Genomic DNA, 18175 nt, shown 5'->3' on the forward strand with positions numbered 1-18175 from the left:
TATTTTGAGTTGAAAGATACTATTTTTTTAATAATGCTTAGATAAAAAAAAGCCGTTAACAATTACTTATTAACGACTTATTATCTCAAATTATTTGTTCTTTTTTAATTTTGAACATTAAATCGGATTGGTATTCCGTAAATAACAGACACATTTTTATCTTTTTGTTTTCCAGGTGTCATTTTGGGCAACTTACTAATAACATCAATTGCTTCCTTCTCTAATGCTTTAAATGGCGATCTAGCTTTGATATCAATCACATTTCCATTTTGGTCAATTTTAAACATGACATTAATTTTTTGCACACCATCTAAGCCTAAGCCTTGAGCAACATCTGTATCAAATTTTTTTCTAATGTGTTTAGAAATTTTTTCAGACATACAGGCTTTGCGTTCATCATTTGTACTTGCTTTTTCACAGCCTGGGAATATTGGAGCTATTTCAACTCTATTAAAATGAACATCATCAATTTCCTCTGGTTCATCAATTAAATTATCAAAATTAGGCTCGTTTTGAGTGATACTTGTTGTTTCTGGCTCTGTGATTATATCTGGTGTTTCATCAATTGGCTCATCATTTTTATGCACTTCAGGCTCAGAAAAAAAAGTTGGCTTTTTTCTTTGCTTTTCAACTTTTTCTATGGGTTCCTCATATATTTTAAAGTTGTCTTGCACATAGTCTAATGGTTCATTTATAACATGGGCAACCTCTGGAACAAAAGTTTGGCTTTTAAACTCCATTTCTAAAAGTCCGTAGCTAAACAATAAGCATACAATTAATCCCACTTGAAAGTAAAGCGTTGAGTTTTTTTGTAAATTCGCTTCATGTTTTTGCGATGTTTTCGTGTTGACCTCATTTTGGCGAATGAGGTCGCGAGAATTCTTTTGATTTTTCATAATATATAGTGATTAAATGTTAATATTATGATAAAATCGCAATAAGCATACCAAAAAAGAAATCCCGTTACATTATTTGTAACGGGATTTTAATTTATAGATAAAGACTTATTGTTTTAGTCTTGCACTTGTAATGAGATAGGGAAACCATAAGGCACAGTTACAGGTTTACCTCTTTGCATTCCTGGCTTCATTTTAGGTAATTGGCTTACTACTCTTACAGCTTCTTTTTCTAATCTAGGATGAGGAGCTCTTGCAGCAACACCAACAACATTCCCGCTTTTATCTACTTTAAACTGAATGCTTATTCTGTGCTTTCCAGATCTTAACCCTAAGTCTTGTGCTAATTCTGAATTAAACTTTTTGTTTACAAACTTGCTGATTTTCTCAGACATGCATTTTTTTCTTTCGTTGTTGTTTTTCTTGCTTTCACATCCAGGAAAAACTGGTACATTTTCAATTATAGCAAAAGGCACCTCTATATCTTCTTCAACCTCTTCAATTTCTTCAACCTCTTCAACCTCTACAATTTCTTCTTCCTGACTTGTTTCTGTTGATTCTATAACCGTTTCTTCAACCTCTTCTTCATCTTCTACAACTTCAATAACTTCTGGCGCAGCAGGAGGTGGTGGAGGTGGTGGAGGTGTTTGAATTTGCTCAGTAATTGGCACTTCTTCATCTAACTCTTCATCAAGATTTAACTGACCAATATCTATTGCAGATTTATCATAGGTTTTATAGTTAATAGCATAGTTTGTTAAAAATAGCATTAATACTAAACCAACTAAAAAGTAGAGAGTACTGTTTCTACCAACATTTGCTTTTGGATTTTTCTTAAGTTCCATAATTTTTATTTTTACCTGTTGCTAAAATAACCATTTATTTGGCAAAAAAGCAAGCGATTATTATTTTTTAACTTCTGCTTTCTTAAACAGAAATAGAATTGCTATTGTTAGACAAACACCTAAAGTGTTTGCTAAAATATCATTGTTTTCAGCAACTCTAGTACTGGTAAGCGTGCCTTGTAATACCTCAATAATTATACCAAATATAATAGATATTATTGCTGCAATTAATAATGATGCATTAAAAGTCTTATTAAACTTATAGTATAATGCTTTAAACCAAAACCAAGCTAAAGCACTATAGGCTATGAAATGAAATATTTTATCGGTGTTTGAATAATTTATTTCTTTTAATCCTGAAATATGTATAAGACTTAATACCGCAAGAATTGTGGAATAAATTATGGTAATAATTAACGCGTGTTTTTTAAGCACCAATTAGATTTTTATAATCTTCTGAAGACATAAGGCTTTCAGTCTGAGCCAGATCAGAACATTTTATTTTAATCATCCATCCTTCACCATAAGGATCTGTATTTACTTTTTCAGGTTCATCTTCTAAAGCTTCATTAAACTCAATGATTTCTCCAGAAAGTGGTAAAAACAAATCAGAAACTGTTTTTACAGCTTCAACTGTTCCAAATATTTCTTCAGCATCAAGTGTTTCATCAACAGTTTCAACTTCAACATAAACAATGTCTCCTAATTCTGATTGAGCAAAATCTGTAATACCAATCGTTGCGATATCGCCTTCTAATTTAACCCACTCGTGGTCTTTAGTATATTTTAATTCTGATGGAATGTTCATTTTAATTTTTTAATAGTTGTTAATCACAAATGTATTTAATAGTCTTTTAATTTTCACTTTTTAATTTCCAAAATTATACCTTAAAGTCAAACCAGATCTTATAGTAGTTTGTGGAAATGCTGTAGATATTGCATATTCAGAGAATGTATAATCAAAGTAAAAAATTCCTGTTAGATTTTTACTAAACGCATAGTCTGCAGTAAACTTACCACTCCAAAGTGTTTGTCCTGATGTAATTTGATTGTTTTCTAAATCTAAATATCTGATAATGGTTTTATTCTCTCTCAATGCTAAATCTGCTTTAAGATTTAAATCACTTACAATCGTTTTTCTAGGACCAGCTAACTTAGATTTTATTCTTACATCTTTAATTCTGTAACCTAAGCCAATTTTATACTCTTGACCTTTAATTTCTGTAACTAAATTATTATCAAAACTTAACGAAAGCATTCTGTCTTTTTTTAGTTCTGCTAAAATCTTAATAGAACTATTTGTTTCAAAGTCTAGACGAAATAGAGGACTAAACATTTCTGTTAAGTTAATATTACTATATAAGGTTTCGTTTTTAAAGTTTCCATTTTGATCTAAATCATCTGGATTATTAGTATCGTAATCTAAGTTTGTTCTAAACTGATTGATTGTATAATTTGAACGATAACCATGAGAAATAGAAAAACGCTTAAATTTCTTTTTAAACCAATCAAACTTCATAAGTCCAGTGTATTTAATATCCCAATTAGGAATTGGCACATTTCTAAAAGCTGTTAATTTCACTTTTCCTGCATCTTGTCCAGTATAAGCTGATAAGAATGCTGGTAACAATACGGCTTGACTTGTTTTTCCGTAACCTATAGGATACCCTTCTGCATCTATATTCGCTGGGTTTGACAGGTCTATTCCTCTTTCTTGAGCTAAACGATTCGCAATAGTCAATCTATTGTTTTCAAAATCACTAAATGCTTGAGATTCGTTTTCATCACTTTTACTAAATGCGGTTTTTATTAGCAAACTAGATATCGTAAAATTCCCAAAAGTATTAGGAGTTAATGATTCATATTCTAATTCGCCTGCAACATCATTTATACGATAGTTTTCTGAGAAGTTTTCTGAAATGATTCTATTACCTATAAAATCAATTTTAAAATCATTAAATGGTTCTACGTTTACAGAATAATCTAATTGTTTTGCGTGAGTTTCTGTGTATTGCTGATTAAATTCTGGGAATACTGTAAGCCATCCGTTACGTGCCGCTAAGCTTCTTATATCACTTTGACTACCAAAAGTATATCCAATGGTAGGTTTAAGTGTACCTATAAACCCTGGTGATTGTAGATAGCCTGGAAGATACGTTCCGTTATTTTCATTATAATTAACTTGAATTCGTTTAACCATAGTTAATAAACCTAAGCCAAAGTTACCAAGTTTACTTGGCTTTTTTGTTTCGGGCGTTTTAGCTTTGTCGTCTGCTCCAGGTGGTGTTCCTTTTTTAGCTGTTTGTCGACCTCTAGACCTTTTTGGTGCTATACCAATATAATTATACAGCCTATTCATGTCTAAAGATGTATTTATATTATGCACATTGGCGTTAGATATAGAATTTCCTAAATCATATACCTGACCATTAAGTTCTAGGTTCCCAAATAAATCTGATCCTTTTTGCCACTGAAACTCTCCACTGTAGGTATAAGTTGCATTAATGAAACTAAAGGTTGGAATTTTATTAATTGGTATTTCATAATTAACTCCTAATTTTTGGTATTGTCGGTTAGGATCTCCAAAATCGAAGAAGCCATCCCAAACATCTAAATCAGGGTCTTGCCTTCCGTTTAATTCATCATTAATAAAATAGTTTCTAACAATATTATTATTTGAAGCTGTAAAATCTAGGCTAAGTGATTTCGTTAAATTGTAATTTATTGTGTACTGAAAATCAAAAGTATAGTTTCTTCTAAATAATTCTTCTAGTCCAATATTAGCTCCACCTAAATCAATTTCTCTAAATTTTTGTTTATTAAATTGTCTGTTAAAATTAGTGTTTACTGCAAAACTTGTTGGTAAAGGGTTAACATTAAAATCTTTTAAAAGTTTCCAATATTTACCAGTAAATAAAGAATCATTCTTTTTAAATGGTTCTATAGTTAAAGGGTTAAAGTTAAAAGCATAATTAACTCCTGCAGCGACTTGTTTGTCAACTGAGCTTTCGATTTCAAAATCACGATGATCGACTTTGTTATACGAATAGTTTAATGTTAAGTTTTCTACATCATAAAAACGCGGCGTTTTTTCTGTTGTTCTTTCTTTTCTAACACCAATAAAATTGATACTTTTTCTTTTGGTGAAATTTTCTGATTGTTCTTTTATTTTTTTACGCTCTGCACTATTTTCTGCAGCATCTAACCTCGTTTCTAATTCTATATCTTTATATAATTGATCATACTTAGGTGTAATCGTTTCTTCAGCTATACCATAGTTAAATGGAATTTGAAGTCCCCATTTTTCAGGTAATAACTGGCCTACATTTATATTAGTTACAACATCATATTGTAAAACATCTTCTCTACTACGTTCCTGAGGTCCTTGCTCAATTCCGCCAAAACCAGAAGTACTTTTACGACCTGTTGCGCTAATGTTCGCAAAGTCTGCAAAGTTAGAATCAAGACTTACTACAGCTGCCCAACCTCCTTCATTATCCATTTCTGCAAGACGAAGTTCATTAAACCATACTTCACCACATCTATTTCCTGAAGTTGCATTTTTAACACCAACCATTAAAGTTCTAATATCACCAAAATTAGGGTTACCAAATATTCCTATTCTTTGCTCGATGGCATCGTAACCGTCATACTCTCCACCAGTTGGGACAGGTGTTAACTCGCTTCCTACAACATCATAAAAACTTGGGTTAAGTCCATCAAAACCATTTGCTATTGCTAATGATTTTATTTCTTGTAATAGTTTTAGTTCTATATTAATCTGATTTTCTTCAGGCCATAATGCAGATCTTGAAGTTCCTGTTGATAGTTTTAATGGTACTTCAATTTGATAGTAGTTTTGTGTGAGGTCATTTCCCATCCTAATAAATCCTACCAACTCATCATCGCCTAGACCTGTTATCTCTCCTTCTTCTGCGTGCATAAACATTTGTAAACGTTTATACTGTCTCATGTCAACATTAATATTTTTATAGACTGCTCTAGAATCATGAGATTCTAAATCACAAACATTAACCACTAATGATTGCTCATTTTGTCTTATAACAGTATTATTATTATATAATTCTTCTGGATCAACACCTGGAGGTGATTGGTAATCACCATCGTTTTCTAGAGTACTAATTACTCCGATAGTAAATTCTGTATTAGGGTCTAAAGCAGGATCTCCTAAATCTTCATCTAATGTTTGAGAGTATCTTCTCCATTCGCTACGCACTAAGTCTAATGTTCCAAACCTAAATATTGTAGGTTCAGTAAAGTCTTTTAGATACATACGAGCAAAACGTATAGAACGTAAATCTGCAATCCCTCCAACATTATTTGTAAAGTCTGCAACAGGAATTCTAAATTGATACCAAACAGGAACAATAGTTCCTCCGTTAGGAAGTAGTCTAGCTTCACTATCTTTTACATCAACAATATAAGGGTTGTTAATATTTAAATCTGTTGGTGTAATATCTAGTTCATATTCAAAATAACTATCAATGGTATTCATTGTGTTATCTCTATTAATATCTTCAACATCTGGTTGGGTTGTACTCCCTCTATTAGTGTCACTAAAGGTGTCTGGTGAATTCCCTTGCGTTCCATTATAACGTTTATAGCGTTCAAAAAGATCTCCATCAGTATTTAAAAAATAACTATAGTTGTCATTTGCTGGATCTGGCAAACTACTATAAGCAGGATCAAGGCCTTGTTCTTCAAAATCATCATAACCATCATAACCAACATCTTGATTATCTCTCTCGCCTCCAGTGGTGTCAAACGCATAAATTAGAGATTGGTTTTGAGGCACTACAGATCCCCAAGCTGTTGGTGTTAAAGCACTAACATCTCCATCTTGTGGCAATCCATTTTCATATACTTTACGACCATCTTTAATAACATCTTCAGAGATATTACCAAGGTTAAACACTAATTTTCCTCCAGGATTTGTTACATTTTCTTGAAAAGGATCTTGCAACCAGAATTCAATATATTCAACATTTGCTTGTTCAAAATCAGTAGAAGTTAATTGTCTTGTAATACCAGCCCAAGAGTTTTGTGGTTGTGTTAATGTATTTGTTGGGATATCAACTTGAGTATTTTGAAAGTTATAAGGCCCTCTTTCGTTAGGGTAATATGAAAGGTCTAAAGTATTTAATACAGTCGTTTGTCCTTGTGCAATATCTTGCTGAGGAAATAGTTCATTAATAAACACACGAGAGGTATATAATCCAGACATGTCATCATCACTTATATCACCTGGACGTTGGCTACTATAGAATATTGGGTCAATATGATACCAGTTTAGCATGGCTCTACCATAACCATTTTGAATCCCTTGTGCGTTGTCTCCAAGGATATTTACTGGCAATTCATCTGGGCGACTTGACATATACCACGATTGCGCCGATTTTAAGTCGATAGCACTTTGTGAGCCTTCAAAATCATCTATATATGATGTTGAAACACCTTGAAAATCTGTACCTTTAGGAGAACCTGGTCGTAAGGCAGCTATTTCACCTCTAACAGATAAATTTGACGGAACATCTGTATCTATATTAGGCAACTTATTTACAAGTCGAGTAAAGAAAGGCACCTCTGTAGAATAGTTCACATTTAATCCGAATATTTTATTATTTATAGGCTCGCTATTATAATTTGCTTTTTGAGTGATTGGTCTTTCTTTTAAACTTATATAGGTACCACCAATAACAAAGTTTTCATTAAACTTATGTTCTACATTGACACCAAAAAACCGTTTAGATTGTTGTCCAAAGATGGAATTATTTTCTGTAGAAACTTCTATTGGAGTGTTTGAAGCTTTTAAAGCTTCATCTAAAATTTGAACGCGACCAAGTTGATAATTTACTGTATAATCGATACCTTCAACTAAAACTCTTCCTCCAGCAGTTACTCTAACAGACCCTCTTGGTACATTAAACGCGCCAATTGGGATACCATCACTTCCTTCAGATTTATACCTTCCTTTAAGTTGAAATTTGTTCTTCTCTACTTCTTCTAAAGCAGCTGTTTTAGTTTCTTTATATAAAACATCATATACGTACTTGGCTTGATTGTCGTTAAACGATGTTGTATTTTCATAATCTTCTCCACCTAAAGCTAATACATCGAAAAGGTATTCACCAAAAGGTTCAACCTTAGTAAACACAATTTTTCCATTTAAAGGAATTACGGTTATTCCAGGAACAAAATCAAAGAAACCATCACCACCTACTTGTCCATCATTATTAAAATTTAATTTATCTAAATGGAATAGTCGAATTAAAGGAGTTTCAACAATTTCTGTATCATCTGCAGTCGTTGTGGTATTCCCATCAAATATAGGGAATGCTGTTCCCTCAACTGGTGTTATATAATTTATAGGTGAGCCTTCATTGTAAAAAATATTTAATTTAAAATCTTCATTACTTAACTGATAAGCTCCAGTATTATATATGTTTTTCATCATTAAATCCCAAATTGGCTCAGAAGTTGTAGTTATTGGGCTTTTTAATAATTTTAATACAAGATTGTTATTGGTAACACCAATGACATCTCCCATAGCATCAGTTTCAACACCAGTCGCATCTACACCATCATTTGCAAATTCTCCTACTTGGTATACTTCTCCAGCAACTGTAAATTGAAAAGCAACAGCTAAAATTTCGTCATTATTTAGGCGTTGACTTAATGAGATATATCCTAATTGTGGATGTAGTGTATATTCTTGTCCTTCAGTTAATTTTCTAGCATTTTCAAGTTTTCCGTAGTCTTTACCTTCTGTAACAAAAGTTTGAGTGATCCCAAAACCAGACTGAACAGTGGCCACATCTCTAATTAATTCTGTTAGTACAGACGTTGTACCAATAGCCTCAGGATCAAAATCATTATTACTATTATCTGGATAAGCTCCAGGGCCAACATTAAAAAAAGTAGCGGGAAGTCCAGGTTGCGGATTTCCCATGTCATCAAAAGCAATTCCAGTTTGTTCAGGTGTACCTTCACCCAAATCCTGTAAACCAACTATATTTCTTACGTTTTCTGTTCTATTACTTCTATTAGTTACCCAAACTTCAATTCTACTAATTTGCACTTGACTATTTATAAATGGGTAATTTTTCAAGGCCTCGTCATAAGTATCTCTAAAATATTGAGCTAAAAAGAAGTGTCTATTTTCATCATAATCACGTGCGAAAAATTCAAATTCTTGAACCGTTCCACCACCTTCAGCGACAACTGTTTTAGAATCAGATTTTTGCTCAGAGAAGACTGCTGTAATCGTTGTTTTACCAAATTGTAATTGTGTTTTTACACCAAACAAACTTTGAGCTCCAGTAATTAAAGAGCTATTAAGTGGCATATTGACGTTACCAACTTCTATTTTTTGAATGATATCATCTTCGGTTGGTGTATATTCTAATTTGACTAAGTTTTGAAAATCAAAAGTAGATTCTGTATCATAATTCGCAGTAACTTGTAATCGAGTACCTACTTTTCCTAATAAACTTAAGCTAATTCGCTGATCAAAATCAAACGTGAAATTGCTTCTATTTCTAGGAGAAAATGCAGGATTATCTTGTTTAGAAAACAAGATTCCCAAATCCATTTCAACTGAACCTTGAGGGACGACTTCAATGGTATTGCCACCAAAAATCGTTTCAAAAAGTCCGGAGTTTACATAAAATTCTGGAAGAAGGTTCTTTTGCTCTTCTTGGCTTCCCTCTTTTTTCCCATCAAAAGCATCTATTTTTTCTTTATAGTAGCTTCTAACATTTTCTTTAGCCACTAATTGTTGATATTCCTGAGGCGTTAAGATGACAGGATAATTAATGTTAAATTCGCCCACCGATTCAGTATAAATATACCTATCGGTTATTGGGTCATAAGTATATTGTGAAACAATGCTATTAGGATTAGGCATTTGCATATTACCAAGGCTATAGCCTGTACTTGTTGAATCTTGAGGTGTTTCTACCTGAGCCGAAGCAATAAAAGACAACAAAATAGCAACTATTGAAAAGAGCTGCTTCTTAATACGATTAGAGGATTTATAGTTAGTTGTATTCAAATCTTATTATAAATTTTTTAAAGCTTGTTTAATAATTACTTCCACGTTTGCTTCAGGATTTGTCAACATAATTTTATCAACAACACGTTCGGCTTGTTTTTTATTAAACCCTAAAACTTCTAAAGCAGATAACGCTTCATCTTTGCTGGTATTGTTTAACGAAACAGAAACTTCATCAATATCATAAATCTTTAAAACTTTATCTTTTAAATCTAGAATGACACGCTGAGCTGTTTTTGCTCCAATGCCTTTAATAGATTGAATTAAAGCAACATCATTAGTAGCAATACCTTCTCTCACCTGTTTTGGTGTTAATGAGGAAAGCATGGTTCGCGCTATGCTTGCGCCAATACCATTTACAGAAATTAACAATTTAAACATTTCTCTTTCTGCTAATGATGAAAAACCAAATAATGTATGCGAATCTTCTTTAACTTGAAGATGCGTATACAATTTGAGGTTTTCTTTGTCAGGAATTTGAGAAAATGTATGTAAGGAAATGTTTAATAAATAACCAACACCATTGCAATCAATAACAACATCTGTTGGGTTTTTTTCAACCAATTTTCCTTGAATGTGTGTAATCATGTATTAACCCTCATTAAACTCCCAAATGTAATAAAATTATTGTGCATATCCATTAGGATATGTTAAATCGTACAGAATAGTATATTTTATAGTTAAAGAGCTTCGCTTTTTTATGCTTTATTTTTCTCTTTTGCTTTTTGTTGTGCATCGATTACAGCAATCGCAGTCATATTTACAATTTCGTCAACACTTGCGTCTAATTGTATAATATGCACAGGTTTTCTCATACCCATCATTATAGGTCCAATAGAATCAGCCTTATTAAGTTCCTTCAATAATTTATAAGTAATGTTAGCAGATTCTAAATTAGGAAAAATTAGTGTGTTCACTTTTTTTCCAGCAAGTTTAGAAAACGGAAAGATATCCTGAAGCATCTCACTATTTAAAGCAAAATCTGTTTGTAACTCGCCATCAACAATTAAATCAGGATGCCTTTTGTGTAAGTAGGCAACAGCTTCTCTAACTTTTGTTGCTGTTTGATTTTTAGATGACCCAAAATTTGAATATGAAGTCATAGCCATAACGGGTTTCATTCCAAACATTTTAACCACACCAGCTGTCATTTGAGTAATTTTAATTAAATCTTCTGCTGAAGGGTTAATATTTATTGAAGTGTCGCTTAAAAACATTGGCCCACGCTTTGTCATCATAACATTGGTTGTTGCTATTCTAGTAGATCCAGGCGCTAAGCCAATAAGTTCTAACATAGGTGTTACTACCGAAGGATAACTGCGAGAATATCCAGAAATTAAAGCATCTGCATCACCTTCATTAACCATCATAGCGGCATAATAATTACGTTCACGCATTAATTTTTGGGCAGAAAAATAAGTAACACCACGTCTGTTTCGTTGTTCCCAATACACTTTCGCGTATTTGTTTTTTTGCTCAAGCTGCTCATCTGATTTAGGGTCTATTATCAGAACATCAGCATCAAATTCGATTTCTTCTTTAAGGCGTTCAATTTCGTCATGTCTTCCTAATAAAATTGGAATGGCAATCCCTTCTTCATATACAATCTGTGCCGCTTTTAAAACATCCAAATGATCGGCTTCAGCAAATACGACGCGTTTAGGGTTTATTTTTGCTCTATTAAGAAGTAATCTAACTATTTTATTATCATTCCCTAAACGCTCTAACAATTGGTCTTCATATTTTTGCCAATCTTCAATAGGTTCTTTCGCCACTCCACTCTCCATTGCTGCTTTAGCAACAGCTGGTGGCACAGTAGTAATTAATCGTGGATCGAATGGTTTAGGGATAATATACTCTTTACTAAAAGTTAGCCTAGTCTCATCATAAGCAATGTTAACTTGCTCAGGAACAGGTTCTTTTGCTAATTTTGCTAATGCTTTTACAGCAGCCATTTTCATTGCTTCATTAATAGCAGTCGCTCTAACATCTAATGCACCTCTAAAAATAAATGGAAAACCAAGAACATTATTTACTTGATTAGGATGATCGCTTCTACCAGTAGCCATTATAATATCGTCTCTTGTATCGATTGCCAATTGATATTTTATTTCAGGATCTGGATTTGCCATTGCAAAGACGATTGGATTTTTAGCCATTGCTTTCAGCATTTTTGGGCTCACAATATCTGAAGTTGACAATCCGATAAAGACATCTGCATCTTTCATAGCGTCACCAAGAGTATCTATTTTTCTATGTGTCGCAAATTCTTTTTTCTCTAGAGATAGGTTTTCTCTGTCTTTTCTGATCACACCTTTACTGTCTAACATGACAATATTTTCTTGTTTTGCTCCAAAAGCTTGATACAAACGTGTGCAAGAAATCGCAGCTGCTCCAGCGCCACTCACCACAATTTTTACATCTTCAATCTTTTTTTCTGAAAGCTCTAATGCATTTAATAAGGCTGCTGCAGAAATAATTGCTGTTCCGTGTTGATCGTCATGCATCACAGGAATGTCTAACTCTTCCTTTAAACGTTTTTCAATTTCAAAGGCTTCAGGCGCTTTGATGTCTTCTAAATTTATACCTCCAAAAGTTGGTGCTATATGTTTAACGGTTTGAATAAACTCTTCAACATTTTCTGTACCTACTTCTATATCAAAAACATCAATTCCTGCGAAAATTTTAAAGAGAAGTCCTTTACCTTCCATTACAGGCTTTGACGCTTCAGGGCCAATATTACCGAGACCTAAAACAGCTGTTCCATTAGAAATTACTGCAACAAGATTTCCTTTAGCAGTATATTTATATACGTTATTTTTATCTTTTTCTATTTCTAAACAAGGCTCTGCAACACCTGGAGAATACGCCAAAGACAAATCTCTTTGACTAGTATATTTTTTAGTTGGAACAACTTCAATCTTTCCTGGTGTTGGCTTAGCGTGGTATATTAAAGCTTCACGTTTTTTACTTTGTTTACTCATTTTGCTATTCATTAATTGAACAGACAAATGTAACAATACTCTACCTTAAAGCCTAAGCTTTTAGCAAATTGATAGTCTTCTTAATTTGAATATTTATTTAATCATATTCATTTATACCATAAAGGACTTGTTTCATTTTGCTCCCATTTATTTCAACAGGTTTATAAGCTGTGTTAAAGGATTCGATACTTGTTTTTATATTGGCTTTTAGTTTTGAATATTCTGGTGGAATTTTTGTTGCGCATTGGTTTTCGTTCTCATAACTATTAAGCATGATTCCAAACTTTTCATAGAACTTTGCACCTTGATCAATGTGCATATTATATTGTGTAATAAATTGTAACAATCGGTCTATTGGAAACTCAAGATTAATTTGCATTTTATGTGCTTTATAACGTTGAGAGTCATCTTCAATTATTGTGTTAAGTTCTTTTAAAAAATTATTTAATTTTTCTCGTACAGCATCCCAATCATCAGCATTTCTACATTCTTTTAGTGGTGTTTTATATTTTATTGGCTTTGTAAAATCGACAAAAAGTTGTTCTAATTCTATGATAATATTATCATTGCTTTTTTGTAAAAAAGCGGTTTCAAAATAGATTGTATTTAAATCGTTATGCATTCTTAAAGTAAAATCAAGAATACATTCTACTTCTTGAAGGCTTTCTTCTTTTTCAGCTTTACTAGAATTCGTGTTCGTGAAAAGAGAAACTAAAGAATGTACAACAGAGGTATAAATATTATCTCCTAAAATATGAGACAATGTAAATCCAACTTTTTTGTCTTGTTTGTTTTTAATTACATCTTTCATTTTAGCAAACTCTGGATAATGGTTTGGATTACTAAGGTTATTAATTTCATTAAAGGTGGCTACAGATGCAAAATGATGATCTAAACTCAAGGTTTTCTCATACAATATCTTAATGATTTGCAAGCCTTTTAAATATCTTATTTTACTAATATCTGAAACCTCTGACAGTTTATTTTGAGATAGTTCTTCTTGGAGGCGATTTTTTTTAATGAGTGCTTTTATTTGCTCCTTCGCTTTTAAAGACTTTTTTAGTGCTTTAGAGACGTCATATAATTCGTCATACAAGTGTTTATTTAAATTTAAATAATACAATTGTACATTTTGAATTTCAGCTTTTAATTCTATTATAACGTGTTCGATTTCTTGATCTGAATTTATATTAGAAAAACAAACACTAGATATAGCAAATAGCATTATTACGGTTATTTGTTTTGTGAATTGTACCATGGCTATTCTATTTTTAAAGTTATGGTAAAGGTGTCTTTTGAAATGAGTAAACTATAATTGCCTTTAGCAACTTTAGTTATTTGATGAGGGGTTTTTAATTCTGATTTTATGAGTGCTTCTAGTATAAAATCATCTTCAAGTACAAACAGACCTTCTTTGATTTTTGTGTTTACTTCTAAATCCTGCCCAACAATTTTAAGCTCTTCTTCTTTAGTGATTCTAGTTCGGTCTATTACAAGTGTTATTCGATTATCTTCATGATACTTAATTTGTGTATTATGTTTGGTGGTGTTTGACGTTGTGTTAAAACTACAGATTCCTCTGCCCTTACAGTCATGGCCTAATCGTCCGAAGGTTATTTCGGCACTTATTAGCTTCTGATTTACTTCAACCTGTTTTTGAGAAAAGACAATAGAAGTCATGCATAGCACTGCTATGTATATGATGTTCTTCATGGTTTTTTGATTTTATGTATTGAAAGATTGTTTTAATTCTTTCTCATCAATAGATTCTGAGATGTAATATTTTCTAGAAAGAGCAAGAGAAACTATTACCAAATAAAATGATTAATCATCTTATTAGCTTCTACTCAACTTAAAAAAACCTAAAATATCTTGAAAAAGATAATAAGCTAAAGCTTTAACTTACTTTAGATCTTTTTTTAAAATAAAAAAAGGCTACTGAAAAAACCAAAATATAAAACAGCCAGTATTTGATATCTGTAAAATCCATTCCTGCTCTATTACCATTTACCCAAAACATCCCATTATCAAATTTTAAAGAAAAATCATTGGTAGTATCGATTTTTAAATAATCAATAATAAAGCTAATTAAATTGACAACTACTATAACAAGCAGTGTTATACCTATTGACTTCATAACGAACAATTTGGTTTCATTTTTATTCATGTTTTTCAGTTTTAAAACCCAAGGCTTAATAGTTTAATATTAAGCTTTGGGTGGATTAATAAATTTATTTTAGCAAGAGGATTCCAACATCTTTAACTAAAGGTTGAACCGCCTTTTTTGAATTATAAATAGGAACAAAGACAATCTCGTCAATGTTATACTTTTGTCCTTTTACTATAACTGGTATGCCAGTGTTTGAATTTCTTAAATCTATACTTAAACAATCACAGTCAAAACCAACGGTTACTGTATGACCACCATCTTCTGATGAATCATAAGAATATTCTACTTCTAAGCAGCATAAAGCAATTACTGCTAAAATTGGCCAAATTTCAGCTTTGTCCATAAGCTCTGTTCTTACTATTTCGTCTTTAATTTCAAACAAAATATTTGCCTGATCTGATGGTCCACGATTTGTAAATTCAGAATCTACGTATGATGAAACTACTTTTCCGTTATTCTTTAAATCAACTCTCATTGTTGAGTAATCTCTATTTTTAAATTTAGGAGAAATAGAAAATTCTGATTTTGATCTTTGAACATCAAAGTCTATTATCGTTGATTTTTTATTTTTAACAGCTATCACTGCATCTTCCTTAGCTGTACTATTTTCTCCTAAGGTACTTAAATCTATAATTTTTGAGAATGCAGTTTTATGCTGCGCAGTCGCATTAAAAGAAATCAACAGTATTAATGCAAAAGTGATTCCTGTAATAAGCTGTGTTAAATTTTTGGTTATCGTTTTCATTTTAATTGTATTTAAATAAGATGGCCTACTCTATTCGCTTTTCGGTTGACGCGGCTTTTTTAAAGTGTGAAAGCATACACTCTTAAAACAAACTTGTGATCATCTTATTAAAAGTATGAGATTCTTTATTTTACTTAGAATAACATTTTTTTTGTATCTTTAGATTTAGATAAACACTGTTTATTTCGGTTTTAGCGAACCACGAGAGCCTTTACCTTGTAGAGGCTTTCTCTTTTTTAATTATTAACTATCTGTTTCTTAGTACCTTTTTTAAGTTATGAATAACTAAATATAGAAAATATTCTATATTTATGCAACTATTTTTTTATAAATTTCTTAGGCGCTTATTTAAAATAGGCCCTTTAAGATTTTAAAAATTTGATATTACGAGTTAAACCAGCATATTTTGTACGCTTCACTGCGGATTTCTGAAATACTTTTTTGAACGTGTCTTCGGTAATTTCATCCCAATCTTTTTTGGTCATTTCAAGCAATTCGGGATGCGGATTAAAGAGGGGTTCATTATGTGGCTTTGAGAATTTATTCCAAGGACAAACATCCTGGCACACGTCGCAACCAAACATCCAATCATCAAATTGACCTTTCATACTATTAGGCAATTGGTCTTTTAGTTCGATGGTAAAATAGGAAATGCACTTGCTACCATCTACTACATAAGGCTCTATAATGGCTTGGGTTGGACATGCATCTATACAGGCTGTACAGGTGCCACAATGATCGGTTGTTTTATGATCAAATTCTAAGTCTAAGTCAACGATTAATTCGGCAATAAAATAAAAAGAGCCAACTTGTTGAGTTAATAAATTACTGTGTTTTCCAATCCAGCCTAGGCCCGATTTTGCTGCCCAAGCTTTATCTAAAACTGGAGCAGAATCTACAAAAGCTCTTCCATGAACATCACCTATTTCATTTTTTATGAAATGTAATAATTGTTTGAGTTTATCTTTAATTACGAAGTGGTAGTCGGTTCCGTAAGCATATTTAGACAGTTTTGGAGCTGTTTTATCTTTTTGTATTTCTGAAGGATAATAATTTAACAATAGTGAAATCACACTTTTAGAATCTGCAACGAGTTTGGTAGGATCTAAGCGTTTATCGAAGTGGTTCTCCATGTATTGCATTTCGCCATGTCTGTTCTGATTTAACCACTGTTCTAATCGAGGTGCTTCTTCTTCTAGAAACTCGGCTTTACTGATACCACAAGACAAAAAACCGAGACGTTTGGCTTCGGTTTTAATCTGTTGTGTATGTTGAAGCTTTGAATTCATTTTGCATTAACGATTGAGCTATTGTTGGAGCTCTTTTTTGGTTTCCTGCCTTAGCAGGACTACTAAAAAAGCGACTAGCGAAAGCGTGACCTGAAAGGGAATGCCCTAAAACAAACCACCTTGAGTAGGTCCTTTAATTTTTCCTAGATGCTTATATGCTAATTCTGTAACTTCTCGTCCGCGAGGTGTACGCATAATAAAGCCTTGTTGAATTAAAAAAGGCTCGTAAACCTCTTCAACGGTTTCTGAGCTTTCGCTTACAGCTGTAGCAATGGTCGTGATGCCAACAGGACCACCTTTAAATTTATCGATAATTGTGGACAGGATTTTGTTATCCATTTCATCTAAACCGTGCGCATCTACATTAAGAGCTTCGAGGGCAAATTTAGCGATTTTAATATCGATTTGACCATTTCCTTTTATTTGGGCAAAATCACGTACACGACGTAGCAACGCATTAGCAATTCTAGGAGTACCACGACTACGACCAGCGATTTCAACAGCAGCTTCCATAGAAATAGGAACATCTAATATTGAAGCACTACGTTGAACGATGGTCGTAAGTAAATCGGTTTTATAATATTGTAATCGGCTTTGAATACCAAAACGCGCACGCATTGGTGCGGTTAATAATCCTGAGCGTGTGGTTGCGCCAATAAGGGTAAAAGGGTTTAAATTGATTTGAACCGTTCTTGCATTAGGTCCTGTTTCAATCATGATATCGATTTTGTAGTCTTCCATAGCAGAGTACAAGTACTCTTCAACTATTGGGCTTAAGCGATGGATTTCATCAATAAATAAAACATCGCGTTCTTCAAGGTTAGTGAGCAATCCTGCTAAATCGCCAGGTTTATCGAGAACTGGTCCAGAGGTGACTTTAATACCCACTTCTAATTCGTTAGCCAGAATATGTGCTAAGGTCGTTTTACCTAATCCAGGAGGACCATGAAACAAAGTATGATCTAAAGCTTCTTCACGACCATTTGCTGCTTGGACAAAAACCTGTAGGTTTTCCAAGACTTGATCTTGACCAGTAAAATCGTTAAAAGATAGTGGCCTAAGTTTTTTTTCGACGTCTAATTCTTCAGGTGAAAAACTTTCGCTTGTTGGATCTAGGTTTTCGTTCATATTTCAAATATAATGAAAAAGCCTTTCTAAAAATAGAAAGGCTT

The 18175-nt window shown here is 32.6% G+C and carries 13 protein-coding genes; all 13 read right to left on the bottom strand.

Going from position 1 to position 18175, the window contains the following annotated elements:
* Positions 1 to 104 precede the first annotated feature (104 nt).
* The gene (locus tag ACFS5M_RS00935) at positions 105 to 896 is read right to left on the bottom strand and encodes an energy transducer TonB (RefSeq protein ID WP_183484501.1); all 792 of its coding nucleotides are present in this window, start codon (positions 894 to 896) and stop codon (positions 105 to 107) included.
* Between the two features lie 116 nt (positions 897 to 1012).
* Positions 1013 to 1741, bottom strand: a complete 729-nt coding sequence (locus ACFS5M_RS00940) for an energy transducer TonB (RefSeq protein ID WP_183484505.1) — start codon at positions 1739 to 1741, stop codon at positions 1013 to 1015.
* Between the two features lie 60 nt (positions 1742 to 1801).
* Entirely contained in the window at positions 1802 to 2176 is a 375-nt protein-coding gene (locus ACFS5M_RS00945; RefSeq protein WP_183484508.1) for a VanZ family protein, read from the bottom strand.
* Positions 2169 to 2549 carry a glycine cleavage system protein GcvH gene (gcvH, locus tag ACFS5M_RS00950; RefSeq protein WP_183484511.1) on the bottom strand — a complete coding sequence of 127 codons (381 nt, stop codon included), beginning with the start codon at positions 2547 to 2549 and terminating at the stop codon, positions 2169 to 2171. Before gcvH ends, ACFS5M_RS00945 begins: the two co-directional genes overlap by 8 nt.
* Positions 2550 to 2609: 60 nt before the next feature.
* On the bottom strand, positions 2610 to 9815 hold the full coding sequence (gene sov / locus ACFS5M_RS00955) for a T9SS outer membrane translocon Sov/SprA (RefSeq protein WP_379897627.1): 7206 nt from the start codon (positions 9813 to 9815) through the stop codon (positions 2610 to 2612).
* Between the two features lie 6 nt (positions 9816 to 9821).
* On the bottom strand, positions 9822 to 10403 hold the full coding sequence (gene ruvA / locus ACFS5M_RS00960; RefSeq protein ID WP_183484514.1) for a Holliday junction branch migration protein RuvA: 582 nt from the start codon (positions 10401 to 10403) through the stop codon (positions 9822 to 9824).
* 110 nt (positions 10404 to 10513) lie between these two features.
* Positions 10514 to 12799 carry an NADP-dependent malic enzyme gene (locus ACFS5M_RS00965; protein ID WP_183484517.1) on the bottom strand — a complete coding sequence of 762 codons (2286 nt, stop codon included), beginning with the start codon at positions 12797 to 12799 and terminating at the stop codon, positions 10514 to 10516.
* 97 nt (positions 12800 to 12896) lie between these two features.
* Positions 12897 to 14057, bottom strand: a complete 1161-nt coding sequence (locus tag ACFS5M_RS00970; protein ID WP_183484520.1) for a hypothetical protein — start codon at positions 14055 to 14057, stop codon at positions 12897 to 12899.
* Between the two features lie 2 nt (positions 14058 to 14059).
* Positions 14060 to 14512 carry a hypothetical protein gene (locus ACFS5M_RS00975; protein WP_183484523.1) on the bottom strand — a complete coding sequence of 151 codons (453 nt, stop codon included), beginning with the start codon at positions 14510 to 14512 and terminating at the stop codon, positions 14060 to 14062.
* 184 nt (positions 14513 to 14696) lie between these two features.
* Complete coding sequence (locus ACFS5M_RS00980) at positions 14697 to 14936, bottom strand: hypothetical protein (RefSeq protein ID WP_183484526.1); 240 nt, start codon at positions 14934 to 14936, stop codon at positions 14697 to 14699.
* Positions 14937 to 15030: 94 nt separating this feature from the next.
* Positions 15031 to 15714: a hypothetical protein gene (locus tag ACFS5M_RS00985; RefSeq protein ID WP_183484529.1), complete on the bottom strand. Its 684-nt coding sequence runs from the start codon at positions 15712 to 15714 to the stop codon at positions 15031 to 15033.
* A gap of 362 nt (positions 15715 to 16076) precedes the next feature.
* Entirely contained in the window at positions 16077 to 17003 is a 927-nt protein-coding gene (queG, locus tag ACFS5M_RS00990; RefSeq protein ID WP_183484532.1) for a tRNA epoxyqueuosine(34) reductase QueG, read from the bottom strand.
* Positions 17004 to 17108: 105 nt separating this feature from the next.
* On the bottom strand, positions 17109 to 18131 hold the full coding sequence (gene ruvB / locus ACFS5M_RS00995) for a Holliday junction branch migration DNA helicase RuvB (protein ID WP_183484535.1): 1023 nt from the start codon (positions 18129 to 18131) through the stop codon (positions 17109 to 17111).
* Between the last annotated feature and the right edge of the window lie 44 nt (positions 18132 to 18175).

This window comes from Lacinutrix iliipiscaria, from assembly GCF_042686125.1.
Lineage (GTDB): Bacteria > Bacteroidota > Bacteroidia > Flavobacteriales > Flavobacteriaceae > Oceanihabitans > Oceanihabitans iliipiscarium.